At 41.3% G+C, this 16,768-nt stretch carries 13 protein-coding genes and 2 pseudogenes; 9 read left to right on the top strand and 6 right to left on the bottom strand.

Annotated features, from left to right (window positions below; all coding sequences use genetic code 11):
• Positions 1–48 precede the first annotated feature (48 nt).
• Positions 49–534 carry a glutathione peroxidase gene (locus tag ACLJJ6_RS10650; protein WP_412989410.1) on the bottom strand — a complete coding sequence of 162 codons (486 nt, stop codon included), beginning with the start codon at positions 532–534 and terminating at the stop codon, positions 49–51.
• A gap of 179 nt (positions 535–713) precedes the next feature.
• On the opposite strand from ACLJJ6_RS10650, the gene ACLJJ6_RS10655 reads away from it, so the two are divergent.
• The 5 genes and pseudogenes from ACLJJ6_RS10655 (at position 714) to ACLJJ6_RS10675 (ending at position 5,747) form a co-directional block, all read left to right on the top strand.
• Positions 714–2,189: an MFS transporter gene (locus tag ACLJJ6_RS10655; protein WP_412989411.1), complete on the top strand. Its 1,476-nt coding sequence runs from the start codon at positions 714–716 to the stop codon at positions 2,187–2,189.
• Positions 2,190–2,240: 51 nt separating this feature from the next.
• On the top strand, positions 2,241–2,987 hold the full coding sequence (locus ACLJJ6_RS10660) for a sulfite exporter TauE/SafE family protein (protein WP_412989412.1): 747 nt from the start codon (positions 2,241–2,243) through the stop codon (positions 2,985–2,987).
• Between the two features lie 105 nt (positions 2,988–3,092).
• Positions 3,093–3,903: pseudogene (locus tag ACLJJ6_RS10665) on the top strand (EAL domain-containing protein).
• Positions 3,904–3,908: 5 nt separating this feature from the next.
• Positions 3,909–4,421, top strand: a complete 513-nt coding sequence (locus ACLJJ6_RS10670) for a hypothetical protein (protein ID WP_412989413.1) — start codon at positions 3,909–3,911, stop codon at positions 4,419–4,421.
• A 12-nt stretch (positions 4,422–4,433) separates the two neighbouring features.
• A pseudogene (locus ACLJJ6_RS10675) lies at positions 4,434–5,747 on the top strand (glycosyltransferase).
• A 77-nt stretch (positions 5,748–5,824) separates the two neighbouring features.
• On the opposite strand, the gene ACLJJ6_RS10680 reads toward ACLJJ6_RS10675, so the two are convergent.
• The 4 genes from ACLJJ6_RS10680 to ACLJJ6_RS10695 form a co-directional block, all read right to left on the bottom strand.
• Positions 5,825–6,520, bottom strand: coding sequence for an EAL domain-containing protein (locus ACLJJ6_RS10680; RefSeq protein WP_412989414.1), 696 nt, complete (start codon positions 6,518–6,520; stop codon positions 5,825–5,827).
• 193 nt (positions 6,521–6,713) lie between these two features.
• Entirely contained in the window at positions 6,714–7,865 is a 1,152-nt protein-coding gene (locus tag ACLJJ6_RS10685; protein WP_412989415.1) for a GGDEF domain-containing protein, read from the bottom strand.
• Positions 7,866–8,078: 213 nt separating this feature from the next.
• Positions 8,079–8,786 (bottom strand): EAL domain-containing protein, encoded by a 708-nt coding sequence (locus tag ACLJJ6_RS10690; RefSeq protein WP_412989416.1) that lies wholly within the window; start codon positions 8,784–8,786, stop codon positions 8,079–8,081.
• Positions 8,787–8,983: 197 nt separating this feature from the next.
• Positions 8,984–10,183 (bottom strand): GGDEF domain-containing protein, encoded by a 1,200-nt coding sequence (locus ACLJJ6_RS10695; RefSeq protein WP_412989417.1) that lies wholly within the window; start codon positions 10,181–10,183, stop codon positions 8,984–8,986.
• 348 nt (positions 10,184–10,531) lie between these two features.
• On the opposite strand from ACLJJ6_RS10695, the gene ACLJJ6_RS10700 reads away from it, so the two are divergent.
• The 4 genes from ACLJJ6_RS10700 to ACLJJ6_RS10715 all read left to right on the top strand — a co-directional run bounded on the left by ACLJJ6_RS10700 (position 10,532) and on the right by ACLJJ6_RS10715 (position 15,523).
• Positions 10,532–11,518: a choloylglycine hydrolase family protein gene (locus ACLJJ6_RS10700; RefSeq protein ID WP_412989418.1), complete on the top strand. Its 987-nt coding sequence runs from the start codon at positions 10,532–10,534 to the stop codon at positions 11,516–11,518.
• 156 nt (positions 11,519–11,674) lie between these two features.
• The gene (locus ACLJJ6_RS10705; RefSeq protein ID WP_412989419.1) at positions 11,675–12,376 is read left to right on the top strand and encodes an ABC transporter ATP-binding protein; all 702 of its coding nucleotides are present in this window, start codon (positions 11,675–11,677) and stop codon (positions 12,374–12,376) included.
• A gap of 9 nt (positions 12,377–12,385) precedes the next feature.
• Positions 12,386–14,950, top strand: coding sequence for an FtsX-like permease family protein (locus tag ACLJJ6_RS10710; RefSeq protein ID WP_412989420.1), 2,565 nt, complete (start codon positions 12,386–12,388; stop codon positions 14,948–14,950).
• A 12-nt stretch (positions 14,951–14,962) separates the two neighbouring features.
• Entirely contained in the window at positions 14,963–15,523 is a 561-nt protein-coding gene (locus ACLJJ6_RS10715) for a TetR/AcrR family transcriptional regulator (protein WP_412989421.1), read from the top strand.
• Between the two features lie 211 nt (positions 15,524–15,734).
• Here ACLJJ6_RS10715 and ACLJJ6_RS10720 read toward each other — a convergent pair whose 3' ends face one another.
• Positions 15,735–16,535 (bottom strand): helix-turn-helix transcriptional regulator, encoded by an 801-nt coding sequence (locus tag ACLJJ6_RS10720; protein ID WP_412989422.1) that lies wholly within the window; start codon positions 16,533–16,535, stop codon positions 15,735–15,737.
• Positions 16,536–16,768: the final 233 nt, after the last annotated feature.

Raw genomic sequence — 16,768 nt, forward strand, 5'->3', positions numbered from 1 at the left:
GAGGGAGGATACCCAGGCTTTTTGCTACCTTGCTGCGGAAAAGCTTTGTTATTCAGCCTTTGCAGTCAGTAATTGTTCAATTTCGTCCGTCATTTTTAAGGGGTTCGTTTTCGGCGCATAGCGTTTGACCACGTGACCGTCACGATCCACCAAGAACTTGGTGAAGTTCCATTTGATGGCAGAACCTAAAGTGCCAGGGGCTTCCTTAGTCAGATAGGTAAAGAGGGGCAGGGCGTCTTTGCCGTTGACATCCGCAATGGTGTGCATCGGAAAGCTCACACCGTAAGTGGTTCGACAAGCGGCAGCAGCTTCTTGGCTGCTAGAGACCTCTTGTTTGAACTGGTTAGAGGGAAAGCCCAGAACAACTAACCCCTGGTCGGCATACTTCTGATAGAGTTCCTCAAGTTGTTTAAACTGGGGTGCAAATCCGCATTTAGTTGCGGTGTTCACAATCACCAGAGGATGTCCGCGATATTTTTCAAGTGAATAAGTTTCGCCATTTTCTAAGGTAACCGTATAATCGTAAACTGTCATGAAAAAACCTCCTTTTTTGTCATTATAAGCGTTTTACGGCGCTAAAACAAAAAAAAAGATTGAATTACCGAAAATTAATCGCCGCTTTTTCAGAAAAGTAAGGCGAATAATGGTCTGCGAGGTGATGAGAAGTTGTAACATAGTAACTAGTTAACCCTTTGGAGGAAGAAGACGATTTTTTGTCAAAACGAAATATTTTGATTGTGACCTGTGCGCTTTTACTTTCTAACGCAATGAGCGGCTTAGACAGTACGATTATTAATACTGCTCTGCCAGCGATTATCTCAGATCTCCATGGGATTGAAATGATGGGCTGGATCGTGGCGGTTTTCTTGCTGGGAACTGCCGTCAGTACACCGCTATGGAGTAAGCTCGGGGAACATATTGGCAATAAAAGCAGTTATCAATTAGCTGCGTTATTTTTTGTGGTGGGCTCGCTATTACAAGGATTGGCCCCCAATATTGTGTTTCTGATTATCGCGCGAACAATTGCTGGTATCGGTAATGGTGGCGTGGTTTCACTTCCTTACATTATCTATGCCCGCATGTATGCAAATCCGCGCAAACGGATGCAAGTATTAGGCTTTGTTTCTGCAAGTTATAGTACAGCAACCATCATAGGGCCGCTGGTAGGTGGGTTTATAGTGGATGCCTTCACTTGGCACTGGGTCTTTTACTTAAACGTACCGATTGGACTGTTATCTGCACTTTTAGTCCAAATTTATTATCAACTAGAACAAAAATCACAAAAACGGCAGCCAGTAGATTATTTAGGTTCCATTTTAATGACCTTGGGTTTGACGAGTTTGTTAGCAGGAATTGAGATGATTGGCAGTGCCAGCGGGATCATCGTCAGTGCGACCCTAGTATTTGCGGTCATCTGCCTACTGGCAATGAGTCACTTTGAAAACGGCGTAGCGGATCCGATTATCCCCAAACGGTTATTTAAAAATCGCTCTTTGGTTATCGATTTCACGTTGTTCACCCTAATCTGGGGAGCATTTGTAGGCTTTTTAATCTATAGTCCTATGTGGGCGCAAGGCTTGCTCGGAACCACTGCTCTAATTGGGGGTGCAACACAAATTCCAAGTTCCTTTACAAACTTTATGGGATCAGGTTCAGTTGCCCCGCTACGACGCTACTTCACGCCACAACGCGTGATTGCGTTAGGTATTTTAATGTTAATTATTTCATTTGTTTTGTTGGTAGTTGGCGGTGTCAAGACACCTTACTGGGTCCTTTTACTGGCGGGTGCCTTTGAAGGCTTCGGTAACGGGGCCTGCTTCAATGAACTTCAGGTGAAGGTACAACAAGATGCCGAAGAAAAGGATATTCCGGTCGCTACGTCATTTAGTTTTCTTATCCGGATGTTGAGTCAAACTTTTACAGCCTCTATTTTTGGATTGGTTATGAACCGAGCACTGCAAACTGGCGTTCAACGATCAGACGGTCAAATTACGATGAAAATGATGAATAAACTAAGCGATGCCACGAACATCAGCTCGTTACCAGCGCACTTGATTCCGGAAATGCGCAACATCTTGCATAATGGGCTCCATAATATTATGCTGTTAGCTTTACTCTTGATGCTAATTTCTTTAGCACTTAATTTATGGGCCCAACATCTGGAAAAACAACGTGGTATTCACGCTTAAATTAGACCCAATAGAAAGGAAGGATTGCGTTTGTCACTGGGACTTACAATAATGATATTGTTGCTTGCTGGTGCTGCCGCCGGATTTCTATCCTCAGTGGCAGGGCTAGCGTCACTTGTTTCTTACCCTGTCTTATTGGCTCTAGGCTTGCCGCCAGTAAGTGCCAACGTTACCAATACAGCAGCGTTAATCTTTACAGGACTTGGCTCTAGTATGGCGTCGCTTAAAGAATTGCGCCATGTGAAAAAAATATTGTGGCGGGTCACAATTTACGCGTTAATCGGTGGTGTGATTGGGAGTATTCTTCTCACTTTGGCGCCCGCTAAGACGTTTGAACGCGTCGTTCCTTTTTTAGTTTTTGGCGCAGGAATCTTAATGCTATGGTCACAATTTAGACATACAGCTCCCCAAAAGAAAGCCAACGGCCATCCTACGCGAACCGCATTTTTCAAAAACCTGGCCATTTTACTGGTGGGGGTGTATATTGGTTATTTCGGAGCCTCAGCTGGGATGATTTTGCTGTCTATCCTAATTGTGACTATCGATGCGGGCTTTGCTGAAATTAATGCTATTAAAAACTTTGCAGCTTTATTGACCAACCTGCTTTCACTAGTTATTTATGCGTTCACCACTAAAGTTTATTGGTGGATGGTGATTCCACTGGGGGTAGGGATGTTTATCGGTGGCTATTTGGGTCCGGTGATGATCCGCCATGTCCCGATTAAGCCGCTGCGAGTCGTAATCTCTTTTGCCGCGTTTGGTTTAGCGGGATACCTGTTTTATACGGCTTATTTCTAAAAAAATCTAGAAAAGCAATCGTTTTGTTTTAAAATGTAATGGGGTTAATCTTTTTTTAAAATTAGTTCTAAAGCAACTAAAATCTTAGAAAAATGAGAAAAGTTTATGGAAACGCTTGGACAACTAGAAAGTTTATTATTGTGGATTAGCATCATCACCATTGCGGTGTTTTTGATTACTGTTATGAGTTATTATTACCGCTCTCGTCAAAAAACTAATAATTATTTGGGAAAGCAAGAACTGGAATTGCGTTATTTTATCCAACGACAAGTGGATTATCAGGGGAAGTTAACCGGATATGAATGTTTGTTGCGCGAGCGTGATGCGGATGGCCATTGGCGGTTACCGCAGAATCTTGAGACATTACCGCTCCAAAAAGTGATTTTTTTTACTGCAAGATACGTTCAAGGCCTTGCCTCAAGAGGCCATAACACTTTCCATTAATCTGGAGTACGGACAAATTGTCAGTCCAGAATTTGATTACTTTGTCCGCTGGGCAATCAGTAATATTGAGCCGATGAAACTCAATGTTGAATATACGGCAGATCACACAACGGCGCATCTCAAAAAACGAAAATTTCGCAAAAGCGTGCAAGCGGGGCGCGAATATGGCATGCAATTTGCGATTGATAATGTTGGTTCAAAGCTGGCTAATCTAAAAAATATTGAATGGTTGCTACCTGTGACGGACACACTAAAATGTTCAATGCGCGATTTTCGGAAAACTGATCCCAGCATTTGGCTGGATCTTAATTTGCAATTTTGGAATCGACTGTCACAAACTCGCCATATTAAGCTTGTGCTGACTGGCATCGAGAATGAAGAAGACGAAGCGCTGGCTAAACAACTGCAAATTGGGATTCAGCAAGGCTATTTATTCGGCCACCCAATTGATCCCCATCATCGTGAGGAGTGACAAATTTGAAAGAAGATACCACAGAAAAGAAGACGCAAAAACAGCCATACACGGATGCTTACTTTGAAAAGGGCCATTGGGGTCTCAAACTCTGGCAAACAATTGTTGCTTTACTGGGCTGGGCAGGAGTTTTGATTCCACTTTTTGTCACAGCACTTTCCTATTTAGGTGTTCGTTATCACTGGTTTAAACCGTTATGGACGTATCGAGAAGGTATTTATAAAATTCGCTTTATCGGCGTTGTCTTACTGTTTGCCTTTGTAATGGTGCTCGTTTTTAGCGTTTCGATGGCAATTATTCAGAATCGAAAGCGCGATCGACTCGTTGAGCAATGGCCAACGTATAACCCTATTAATCAAAAAAAGCGAACAAGTGAACTTGATTTATTTATGGATAAACGATTTGGCAAAGCAGAATTTCGGCAGAATGTGCGTAATTACCGAGTGGAACCGGAACAGAATTTGGAAACACATGAAATCAGGCAGCTTTTTGATGCGCATGATATTGATGATCTTTAGGGGTGAACGCCGATGATTAACCATGTTTTTGAAAGCACGAACAGTGCAACGATCCTCAACGTGTTGCTCCTCATTCTTTGCCTTTATCCGATTGTCGGCTCATTTTTTTGGTTCTGCGGGGCACTGAGCTATCGCTGGTTGCGGAATGAAAAAACGGATCGGGATTGGCATGAGCTTGCAGTTGCCGATCAACCATTAGTTACCATTATGATTCCTGCCCATAATGAAGAAATCATGATTGCCGATACCATTAATTATCTTTTTGAGCAGTTGAATTATACAAATTTTGAAGTGTTGGTTATGAATGATGGTTCCACGGATAAAACCGCGGAGATAGTGATGGCGTTGGAAGAAAAATATCCGCGTTTGCGGATGATTCATATTGTGAAAAACAAGGGAAAAGCGCATGCCTTTAATATTGGCATGTATTTTGCAAAAGGGGAATATATTTTAAGCAATGATGCCGATACGATTCCCGAACCGGATGCCTTGATGAAGTATATGAATTATTTTATTCACGATCGCGACTTAAACACGTCAGCGGTTACTGCTAATATGGACGTCCAAAATCGGACTAAACTACTGGGAAAATCGCAAACGGTTGAGTTTTCCAGTATCGTTGGGGTGATCAAACGCAGCCAGGCGGCGATTAATGATTCGATGTATGCCTATAGTGGTGCTAATACCTTATATCGAAAAAAATTTTTGATTGATGTGGGCGGCTTCCGTCAGGATCGGGCCACGGAGGATATCAGTATTGCGTGGGATCATCAGATGATTGGGGCGGTTCCCCGCTTTGCACCGAACATTGTCTTTCATATGAATGTACCGGAAACCATCCGTGATCTGTACCGCCAGCGAAAACGATGGGCGCAAGGGGGCACGGAGGTTTGGCTCACAAACATTAAAAAATTCGTTTTTCACCCGATTAAACGACGCTATTAGCTTTCGATGTTTGTGGATTCAAGTCTTTCAATTATCTGGTCATTTTTCTTTCTAATTACAGCGATTATTTTTCTGTTTGTATTGGGTTACTTTGCGGTGACCGGAAATTGGGAACGCTTTATGCATAGCATCGAAATGTCCTTTATTTTTGTGAGTTTTGAAATGTTGGCCGGCTTTATGCAATTGTTAGCAGCCCTCATTTTGGATCATCACGGCGCTAAGCTAAAGTACCTGCTATTTGCGCCGCTTTACATGCTGGTTTACTGGATGGTTAATCCAATTACGGTTGTGATGACATTTGTTCCAGCGTTGAAGACAATTTTTGGGCGTGGCTCTGGCACTTGGGTAAGCCCCAAACGCCAAAAGATCGTGAAAAAATGATTTTTAAAAATCTTCGAAAGCAAAACAGCAGCTGCAAAGTGTGCTATAACACTTGCGGCTGCTGTTTTTTAAATGGTTTATTTTTTTAAAGAATGTAAATTAGTATCTTGAATTGTCGCTAAATAGGTTGGTTTGCCTAATCCGTACCCTTGAACCATATCGATCGGATAATCTTGCAGAGCACTGAGATCTTGCTGAGATTCGATGCCCTCCACGGTAATGAATTTGTGCTGTGCGACAGCCTGGTCACACCAAAAGCTTAATTGTTGTAAAATGACGGCCATCGTCATGGTTTGCCGGAAGTTTTGAATAGCAAATTTATATTCTTGCACAAAAGGATTGAGCGACAGTACCCGTGTTAGCCGGTTGTCTTCAGAACCCACATCATCAATGATTAAAGGGATACCAGCTTCGTAATATTTTTGCGCCGCTTGGATGATTTGTTGCGAATCAATGGGATGCTTAGCGGGGTGCTCGGTCAGCTCTACCTCCAATTTGATTTCTCCCAAATGCTGTTGACAGTTCTTGAGTGCCACCCAGAATTGCGGATCAATAAACTGCTCCGGATCTAAATTTAGTGAAAGACTAAGGATTTTAGAATCCAAGTTTAACGCGGTTTGTATGAGTAGGTCAGAAATCTCTTGCGGCGTAAACCGGCCAAAGTCCTCAGGTAATTGCCAACCGTTCGGGGTTTTTTGGCGCAAAAAAAGCTCTAAACCCATTAATTGTAGGTTTTTTCTTGAGAGTTTCGGTTGTCCCCAGAAGCGTATCATTTACTATCCTCCAGTTGATTTAAATCTAAAAATCAGCTCAATGAAACATGAATCGCTGCCCGATAAACGATTTATACCGCCATAAGTTTAGCACATTTCAACGAAAATACAATCGAATTTTGTATATTTTTTTAAAAAAACAACGCAAATTACTACTTAATTCATTCATCAGGTCATTAAGTCGTGGTTTGCGTTAATTTAATTCATTTTCGAGTGTAATTCGATTACGTCCCTGGCCTTTAGAGTGGTACAACATCTGGTCAGCACGTTCATACAACAAATTGGAAGTGACGTCATGTTCGTGCAGAATCGCGACTCCCATAGAGACGGTGAGATGCAAGCGAAGGTCATTAACTGGAAATAGGGAATAGCGAATTCGGTCTTGCAAGTGATGGCTGAATTTGTTGGTTTCCTGAAGATTGAGATTAGGTAATAAAATATTAAATTCTTCACCACCAACACGATAAGCCTGGGCCCCTTCAGATTTCGCACTTTCATCCATCAGAATTTTGGCAATTTGTTCTAGAACTTGATTGCCAGCTAGATGGCCGTAAGTGTCATTAATTCGTTTGAAATAATCAATATCCAAGGCGATCATTGCTAGTGACTGATTATTCTTGTGAAAGGAGGTATATAGTTTGTCGAAATCCTCCTTGAAAGAAAGATAATTATTCATCTTAGTTAACGGATCCGTGGTAGCTTGATGACTTAACATGGTGAGATAATTGTTTTCCTGATTAAGGTGTGTGAGGCCGAATTCCAAGATTGCATTCATAATGACGAAGCTCACCCAGTTAAAGAGGGCAATTTTGATGGAAACCGTACCGAAATAAGGGAGTTGTAAGTAATAAAAAGTAGCCCAAAGAATTCCCAAAATGATATCAAGTGTGCTGATAAGGTAGATTTGTGGCAAATTATAACGGCGGATAATCGTAATCATCCCCAATGTGAGCAGGTAGATACAAAGCGTCATAAACAGAAAATAAAGGGTTCCGGTTGTGAGCCCCCACAAGATGATGCGCGTTAGCCACGTTGCGCCTAAAATGGTGAAACTGCTTTTTCTGCTTAGATAGATGGTAACGTAAAAGAGAAGCAGAAGACGAAAATTAACAAAGGCCAGGTCGTGCCCTTGATCAAAGACCACTACTTCAAAGTAGATTCCTAGAGCTGCGAAGAAAACAACGCTAAAAAAAGCCAGACGACCAGAAAGATAATTAATGGGACGGGTCACATCACCAGATTTAGAAATAATTAACCGCACCAAAATTTGGAAAAGCACAATGATTCCAAGAATCACAAAAATTCCTGTAAATAATGGTGAAATGTACCAAGAATGTAACGTCAAATCAAATCATCTCTCATCATAATAAATCGTAAAAAAACGTACACAAAGTAACCTAAGAGCGCGAAAAAGTTAACACGGTTATGTTTCCTAACGCTTTCATTATAGCAAAAAAAATGAGAACAACAATAGAAAAGGATGTCAGAAATGAAAAAAGTGAAACCAAAAAAAGAGCTGTGAAAAACACAGCCCAAAATGGGGGTTAGGTTCTAGTGTTTAAAACGAATAATTGAATTCAAGCTGATCATTCATGGGATCATCAAGAGTGGGTAGATAAATGGGTCTACCTAAGTCATAACCCTGAAGCATATCGGCCTGATAGTCAGAAAGAATCAGTAAATCTTCCTTTGATTCAATTCCTTCAATTGTAAACAATTTGTGGTTTTTATGGGCTAATGTATGCCAGAAGGTTAAACTAGGTAGAATTTCTTTCAGATTAGAATGCGGCCGAAAATTTTGGACCGCAAATTTATATTCATGAACAAAAGGATTTAAAAGTTCCACGCGATCTAATTGGTTCTCTCCTGACCCGACACCATCCAAAATGACATGCAAGTGTCCGTGGGCAAATGTCCGTGCGGAAGCCAGAAGCTGAATGTTAGGAATCGCTGTGTCGCTAGCATGTTCGGTCAGCTCGATGGCTAAACGGACGTGACCGATTTGGCGTTTTACTTTGAGAAGCACACGCTGGTATTCAGGATCTACAAACTGATCAATATCTAGATTAAGAGAAATATTATGAATACTCTTCGGTAACATGGGCACCGTGCGAATAAGGAGTCCTGAAATTTGGTCCACTGTAAATTTTCCAAAATCAGTGGGTATATTCCAGTTATCTGTAAAACCTTCACGCAAAAAGAGCTCGTAGCCCACGGGGTCGAGTGATTTACGATAAAATTGCGGTTGTCCCCAGAATCTCAACATTGGTATCGCCTCCAGTCCTGAAAATAAAAAGGCCCGTACTTGTCTCTCTCAAGTATGGGTCGTATTCAATGTCGTAACATTGATTAAGCATGTTCTATTCAACTGTATTCTTAACACCCTTAAGTTTAGCATCTTTACCAAAAAAAACAAGCGTATTTCAGAAAAAAGTGTTGAAAATTTTTGTGTGGATTGCATAATTATTCAGAATCTGGCACCTTAAAGCTAGGTGGGGCTGTTGTTGTGGAAGTTGGACTTTCAGAAACTGTAACGCGATCACGCCCCTCACCTTTTGAATGATAGAGCATTTGATCGGCCCGTTCGTATAAGAGATTAGGGGTGGTGTCAGTGTCTTTCAATGCCGTCACACCCATTGAAAGGGTGATTTTAATTTTGGTGCCATTTTTTAGAGCAAAGGTGCGTTCGCGGACTTTGCGTTGCAAGCGATAGCTAAAATCACTGGCTGCTTCAAGGGATTTATTGGGTAACAAGATATTAAATTCTTCGCCACCAACCCGATAGCAATGCGCGTGAGGAATAGTGCGAATGGCACCCGCCAACATTTGGCTGATTTCAACTAGAATTTGATTGCCAGCCAGATGACCATGTTCATCATTCACACGTTTGAAATAATCGATATCTAACGTGACCATTGCGAGTGGCTGACCTGATTCTTGTGATTCGTGGAAAACCCGATCAAAATCTTTTTCAAAGACGGCGTAATTTTTTAACTGTGTAAGGGGATCTACGGTAGCTTGATGAGTTAAAGTGGTTAGATAATCATTTTCGTCATTTAAGCGCGTTAATCCGTAATACAGAAAATGATTCATAATAACAAAACTTACCCAGTAAAAGAGAGCCTGTTGTGCCGGCACATCGCCAAAATAGTGAATCCGAACAAAATGAAAGATGAACCAAAAAACGCCCACTAAAAAATTTAAGACGCCCACTAAAACGAGTTGTGATTGCTGATGTTTGCGAATGAGAAACAAATTGAAGTTAAAAAGAACATACATTACGACAGCATCGATGAGAAAGTGAAGTGTTCCTAAAGTGGCTCCCCAAAATACAAGGCGGGCAATCAAGCTACAAGCAATCACGATGATACTGGTGCGGCGTCCTAAGAAAATAATGACATAGGATAACAGGAGGAGGCGAAAATTCACAAAGGCGACATCCTGATTTTCGCGGGCAGCGACGTATTCAAAATAGACGCCAAGCGCGGAAAAATAGACCACGCTTAATACCCAGATGCGGCCAACGAGGTAATTAATCGGTTTATCCTGTTTTTGGGAGTGAGCGGTTAGGGAACGAACCAAGAGCTGGAAAAATAAAATAATCCCTAAAGTTACGAAAATCCCAGTAAATAAGGGGGATAGTAACCAAACATGTTGCGTCAAAATAAGTCATCCCTTAACTTTAAAAGTATTAGGCTAATGAGTAAATCGCCTAACGGATAATAGTGTTAACTATAATGAGTGTAACAAACATTGGTTATTATATTTGTAAAATATTGGTAATGATGTCACTTAAGCCGGATCGAGGCCAAAAAAATAGCTTTCCTCGCTCGACCGGACAGTTATTGTAAAGTAACTTATTAACCAATAAGGTTAGTTTACCATAAATATGTGATTTTAGCGCTGTTCCTAAAGAAAACTCTTCAAAACAAGCTTTTTTCGTTTGAATTGATTTTTTAAACAGAATATACTGTTTCTATGTATTAAAAATAAGATGGGATGTGACATAAAATGTGTACAAGTGTAATGTACCAAAATAAAATGGGCCAGTGGTTTTTGGCAAGAACGATGGATTTTTCATTCGAATTGGGTGGCCGTCCCGTCGTAATCCCGCGCAACTTTCATTTTAAAAGTGATGCTGAAACTAACGGGTTTGACACAAAACTAGGATTTACCGGTGCCGGACGTGATTTAAATGGTTATATTTTAGTCGATGGTGTAAATGAAGCTGGCGTTGGTGCCGCTACATTATATTTTGATGGCTTAGCAAAATTCGCAGATGCTCCCGTTGCGGATAAATTAAATTTGGCGCCTCACGAAGTTGTGAACTGGATTTTGGGCAACGTGGATAGTGTTGCTGATTTGAAACAAAAGATTGCTTCGTTAAATATTGTCGCTGTTGAAAATGCTTTATTCAAAATTGTGGTGCCATTGCACTGGATTGTCAGTGACAAGTCAGGTGCGTGTGTGGTCATTGAACAGGATGAAAATGGCATGAAAGTTATGGACGATCCGGTTAAGGTAATGACCAACAGTCCGGATTTTCAGTGGCATTTAAAGAATTTGAACAATTATGTGCAACTAAAACCAACATCACATAGCAGCAAAAAGTACGGCGACTTTGAATCCGATGCGTACGGGTTAGGAAGCGGGGCACTAGGATTGCCTGGTGATTATACTTCTGTTTCCCGCTTTGTCCGGGCAGCGTTTATCCGTGAAAATACCGAAAAAGCAGCTAGTATCAGTGGCTCCGTTAATGCCTTATCGCACATCTTAAACAGTGTGGAAATTCCCAAAGGGGTCAAAGCTGATAACGAAGGTGGCTGCGACTATACGCAGTATCGCGGTTACATGAGTCTAGAAGAAGGTGCATACTACATGCAGCCCTATGAAGATCAGACCATTACTCGTGTGGCTTTGACACCAGAATTATTGAATGCGGAAGCTCCTAGCGAGTTTCCATTGCAAACAGAACAACAATTTCATTCTGTTAATTAGAATTTTTGAATTTCTTTTTCAGATGCTTTTTCAAGTCAGTTGCAAGAATCGTGTGATGATTCAGCAGCTGGCTTTTTAAAGTTTGCGTACTTGTTAGAGAAGGGAAAATGCTATAATTCAGATAACAATAAAAGTAAGTGAGAGGACGGACAAAAAATGGCGTTTATTGCACTAAAAGATGAAACGAAGCGTTATACAATGGAAGCAAACACCATTGTGGCCAATGATAAAATTAGTTTTGAGATAGATGAAGGCGAACTGGTAATTATTTTAGGCGAATCAGGCGCCGGAAAATCAACGGTTTTAAACATGTTGGGTGGTATGGATCATCCCAGCGAGGGTCATATCTTGATTGATGGTGAGGACATTGCGACATACAATGAACGCCAGTTGACTGCTTATCGGCGGACAATGGTTGGTTTTGTTTTTCAGTTTTACAATTTAATTCCTAATCTCACTGCTAAAGAAAATGTGGAACTGGCCAGTCAAGTGACAAATGACGCGCTTGATGTAGAAGAAACGCTAAGGCATGTTGGCTTAGGTAAACGGATGGACAATTTTCCCGCCCAGCTATCTGGGGGCGAACAGCAACGCGTGGCGATTGCGCGTGCATTGGTCAAAAATCCGAAGCTCTTGTTGTGCGACGAACCTACAGGGGCCCTAGACTACCATACCGGTAAGCAAATTTTGAAATTATTACAGGATACAGCACGCAAAACAAACCGGACCGTGCTGATTGTGACACATAACTCGATGATTGCGCCCATGGCCGATAAGGTTATTCACCTAAAAGATGCACAGGTGAAGGGGATTGATCACAATGCGCATCCAACGCCGGTAGAAGAAATTGAATGGTAGGTGGAAATTGTGAATCGAACGTACTTTAAAGCGACCGTCAGGGAAATTAGTCAATCGATGGGAAAGTTCATCTCGATCGTGCTGATTATCTTGTTGGGTTCACTTCTATATGTCGGGATCCGCAGTGTCGGGCCTGATTTAAATCAATCAGCTAACCACTACTTTCAAAAGCAAAAGCTTAGTGACCTTAAAGTTACCTCCACGATGGGGTTAACGAACCGCGATTTAAGTTCAATTAAGCAGGTGTCTCAAGTTAAACAAGCGATGCCTGTCCACATGACAACATTACAAAAAAGTCGTAATCAGATTGTCAGTGTTTATGGTTATCAAAATCATCCAGCACTGGATCGACTGAAAGTCGTCAGTGGTCATTTACCACAAAAAGCTAACCAAATCGTGCTGGATAAGAAAGCTAAGCAAAATGGTTATAAGCTTGGTGACCGCTATCGCTTGCCCAAGAGTTCGAGTTTAAAACGCCGCGAATTTAAAGTAGTGGGGTTTGTGAACTCGCCACAATATGTCAGTAGCACTGATCGTGGGACCACAACTTTGGGGAGTGGGACGGTCAGTTACTTTGCCTACGTAAAAAATACCGTATTCAGCCAAAATGCCTATGCCTTAATTGCCGTTCAGTTCAAGAATCCCAAGCATTATGCGGCGGGGACGGATCAGTATAATACTTATGTGGATCGCCAAAAAGCAAAGTTAAAAGCACAATTGAAAAATCGGCCCGCTGATCGGCAAAAACAGTTACAAAAAACGGAGCAAGCTAAAATTGATCAGCAACTTGCTAAAATCGAAAAACAGGAAAAACAGTTAGCAAAAGTCCCAAGTGCATACCGAACGGCCAAAATGAAAGCTGCTCAAAAAGAGCTCACACAAGCCAAAGCCAAGCTAAAAGCGGCGGAAGCACAGGTGGCACAAATAAAGAAACCAACGTATTTATATAATGACCGAAGCGCCAACCCTGGTTATCAGGACTACTTTGATGAATCCCACAGTATTGCAGCTATTGCGATCATTTTTCCTGGTTTCTTCTTGTTCATTGCCATTTTGATCACGTTTACCACAGTTTCACGAATGGTTGAGAAAAATCGTCGTGAAGTAGGGTTAATGCGCGCACTGGGATACACCAAGCATGAAATTGCCATGAAGTACATCGTCTACACTTTACTGGCTGGTATTTTAGGGGCCTGCTTGGGTGGTGTACTTGGCATGCTCACGTTGCCTCAGTTTGTTTTCAGTTTGCTTTCCAATAATAATTTGACCGAATTCGTTGGTGTCATTCCGTGGTCCTATTTAATCGAAACGCTGGTAGCTGGCTTAGTAGCAACGCTAGGAAGCGCCTTAATTGTCCTGACCATTAATCTGCGTGAGGTGCCGACTAACTTAATGCGGGAAAGAGCTCCTAAGGCTGGCAAACGAATTTTGTTAGAACGAATTAAACCACTTTGGAATCATTTGAACTTCAATCAGAAGGTCAGCTACCGAAACTTGTTCCGTTACAAAGGCCGAATGCTGATGACAATTGTGGGCATTGCCGGATGTACCGGGTTGATTTTAACAGGATTTGGTATTCAAAATTCAGTGGACGATCTGGTGCCGGCGCAATACGACGATATTCAACATTTTCAAGCTACGGTAACTTTGGATAAAGCAAGTCGTGAAGTTCATTCCCAGCAAATTTCAGCGCAAAAAGCAGTTTTGATGAAATCACTTACTGCGCGACCGACAAAAGGTACCGCTAATGATACTGTGACAATGGTTGTTCCCAAAACTACAACCGGATTTGAAAAATTTGTCAGTTTACGTTCGGTTAAAACAGACCGTAAATTGCGTCTCTCCAACCAAGGGGTTATTTTATCAGAAAAATTGGCCACAGACATGGACGCTAAATCGGGAAGCCAGGTAACTTTACAAATTAGTGGCAAAAAGGTGCGTGCAAGAGTCGCCGGAGTTGTAAAAAACTATGCGGGCCACTGGCTATACACCACGCCGAGCTACTATAAAAAACTGACGGGCAAAACTTACCACGCTACTTCGCGACTACTTAAAACGAACCAGGTAAAAAAGGCACAACGCGATAAGTTAAGTCGGCAACTTTTAAAGCAAACTGGTGTTTTAAATGTGAGCTTCCCTCGGTATGCTGCCAGCGCGCTTAGTACCGGTGGTTTAGGATCGGTAGTCTTAATCATGATTGTGATGTCGGGAGCTTTGGCGCTCGTTGTGCTGTATAATTTAACGAATATCAATATTTCAGAGCGAATTCGTGAATTAGCGACGATTAAGGTGCTGGGCTTTTACGATCGCGAAGTCACTGCCTATGTGGCCCGTGAAAATGTCATATTTACTGTGGTTGGAATTATCGTTGGTTGGGGAATTGGGATTTTCTTACACCGCTTTATTATGATTAAAGCACAAACCGGCAGTATTCTCTTTCCGATGGTAATCCATTATCCAGGCTACATTTGGTCGGCACTCATTACTGGGCTTTTCAGTTTAATTATTGGGATTTTGACGCATTACCGATTAAAACGAATTGAGATGCTGGATGCGCTGGCTGCCAGTGAATAGGGGGGCACGGGTATGAATGATAAACAGCAGAGACTATATGAGGCCGCAAAAGCAACCTTCAATGAGTTGGGGTTTAAGAAAACAAATATTGCGGAGATTACCAAACGAGCCGGGGTAGCAGTTGGCACTTTCTATCGATTCTATAACTCTAAAGAAGAAATTTTTGTGCAACTTTACCGTGAAGAAAATGAGCGTGTTAAACAGACTGTTTTTGCGGCAAATGATTTAGACGAAGCGCCGCAAACGTTGCTGCCCAGAATTACTCAGCAACTGATCATGCATGCGCACAGCAGTCTTATTCTACAGGCCTGGGACGCAAATGCGAAGGTTAAGAATTTGATTGAAAAAGATGTTCCTGTCCAGCAAAATTATTTGTACGAGACAATTTCTCAACTGATTATCCGCTGGCAACAACAGGATCTTCTTCAGAGCAAAGTTACGGCTGCGCAAATTAAACAGTTATTCGATGCACTGATCATTTTGGATCGCCACCGGGATGAATTGGAAATTGATGATTACGGACAACTTATCACAGATCTGGTTCAAGGTATCTTGGCCTTGATTTTAAAATAGCCTTTCAGGGCTATTTTTTTTGGCAAAATACAAAAAAAGGCCTGGGAAAAACCTCCCAGCCTTCTAGGCTTTGCATTTTTATAGCCGCAATTGGAGGAAAAATGCTACCTCTCTGATGAACGACGAAAGCCGAACAATTCAAAGCATGAATCATTCGGCTTCTGTTGTTATGCGCGAAGTTAAACCGTTTTTTAACTCTCCAAGTGGACGTTTAGTAAGCTTTATTGTTTTCTGCTAACGCTTCTTGTTTCAAACGGAGACGTTTCCGTTGGTTATGGAGACGGTACTGTTTAGGCGTTGTGTCAGAAAATTTCTTAAAATGCTTGATGTAATTACTGGAATCGTAATAATTGAGCATCCGGGCAATTTCGCTTAGCGGTAGATCCGTATGCAGCAACAATTTTTTGGATTCATCAACACGTTGTTTGTCAATATAGCTTTGAATTGACATGCCCATGGTATGGGTAAAGAGACGTGAAACGTATTGATAAGATAGATTTAAATACTCAGCAATGCGGATTGGCTGCATTTTGTCGTAAAGATGCATATTGACATAGTATGTGATTTGATAAACTTGCTTCGGGACCGTATCAGTTGAAGTGATCTGATCCTCTGGTGTTTGCAAGTCAAAGAAATCTTTTGTGATTAAGCCGAGGATTTTCCGGAAAGTTTCCGAATCTTCCGGCTTTTCATCAGTTAGCCAATCAAAGTAAGCTTCACGCAGTTGTACAAAGTTGGAAGCATTAAAATGATTTGCCAAGCCAGTCATGGTAAAATCGCTGACAATATTAACTAAGCTGCGATGTAATTCTTCATGGCTTGCTTTTTCAATTAGATCTTTGTGATGCGCAAAGAAAGAGTTGATTTCCCGTTCGGCACGACTAGGTTCTCGTTTTTCAAAATTAAAGATCAAACTGTACTCTAAAAACGAAAAACGCAATAAATAGTTTGATTTCTTAGAATCGAGCTTATGACGGGCAAAATTCAATTGATCATAGTCATAATAAAACATAATTTATTCCTCCATGTTACTTATTTTGAATTTATATGTACCAAAATCCACGATAAGGGTGCAAATAAAATCATACCACAAAGCTAATCATATATTCCAGATAATTTTAACCTTTTTGGAATTTGTAATATTATTATTTACAAATCCAAACTCAGAGATATCAATGATTAAATAAAAAATATGGTGAATTTGACTCTCAAAAGTTAATACTGTTACCGAAATTGCCTATTTTA

It is taken from the genome of Pediococcus siamensis (assembly GCF_047220215.1).
GTDB classification, from domain to species: Bacteria; Bacillota; Bacilli; order Lactobacillales; family Lactobacillaceae; genus Pediococcus; species Pediococcus siamensis.

Coding starts and splice junctions, on each gene's coding strand:
- ACLJJ6_RS10650 (WP_412989410.1), bottom strand. CDS start 534: ATGACAGTTTACGATTATACGGTTACCTTAGAAAATGGCGAAACTTAT.
- ACLJJ6_RS10660 (WP_412989412.1), top strand. CDS start 2,241: ATGATATTGTTGCTTGCTGGTGCTGCCGCCGGATTTCTATCCTCAGTG.
- ACLJJ6_RS10680 (WP_412989414.1), bottom strand. CDS start 6,520: ATGATACGCTTCTGGGGACAACCGAAACTCTCAAGAAAAAACCTACAA.
- ACLJJ6_RS10690 (WP_412989416.1), bottom strand. CDS start 8,786: ATGTTGAGATTCTGGGGACAACCGCAATTTTATCGTAAATCACTCGAC.
- ACLJJ6_RS10700 (WP_412989418.1), top strand. CDS start 10,532: ATGTGTACAAGTGTAATGTACCAAAATAAAATGGGCCAGTGGTTTTTG.
- ACLJJ6_RS10705 (WP_412989419.1), top strand. CDS start 11,675: ATGGCGTTTATTGCACTAAAAGATGAAACGAAGCGTTATACAATGGAA.
- ACLJJ6_RS10715 (WP_412989421.1), top strand. CDS start 14,963: ATGAATGATAAACAGCAGAGACTATATGAGGCCGCAAAAGCAACCTTC.
- ACLJJ6_RS10720 (WP_412989422.1), bottom strand. CDS start 16,535: ATGTTTTATTATGACTATGATCAATTGAATTTTGCCCGTCATAAGCTC.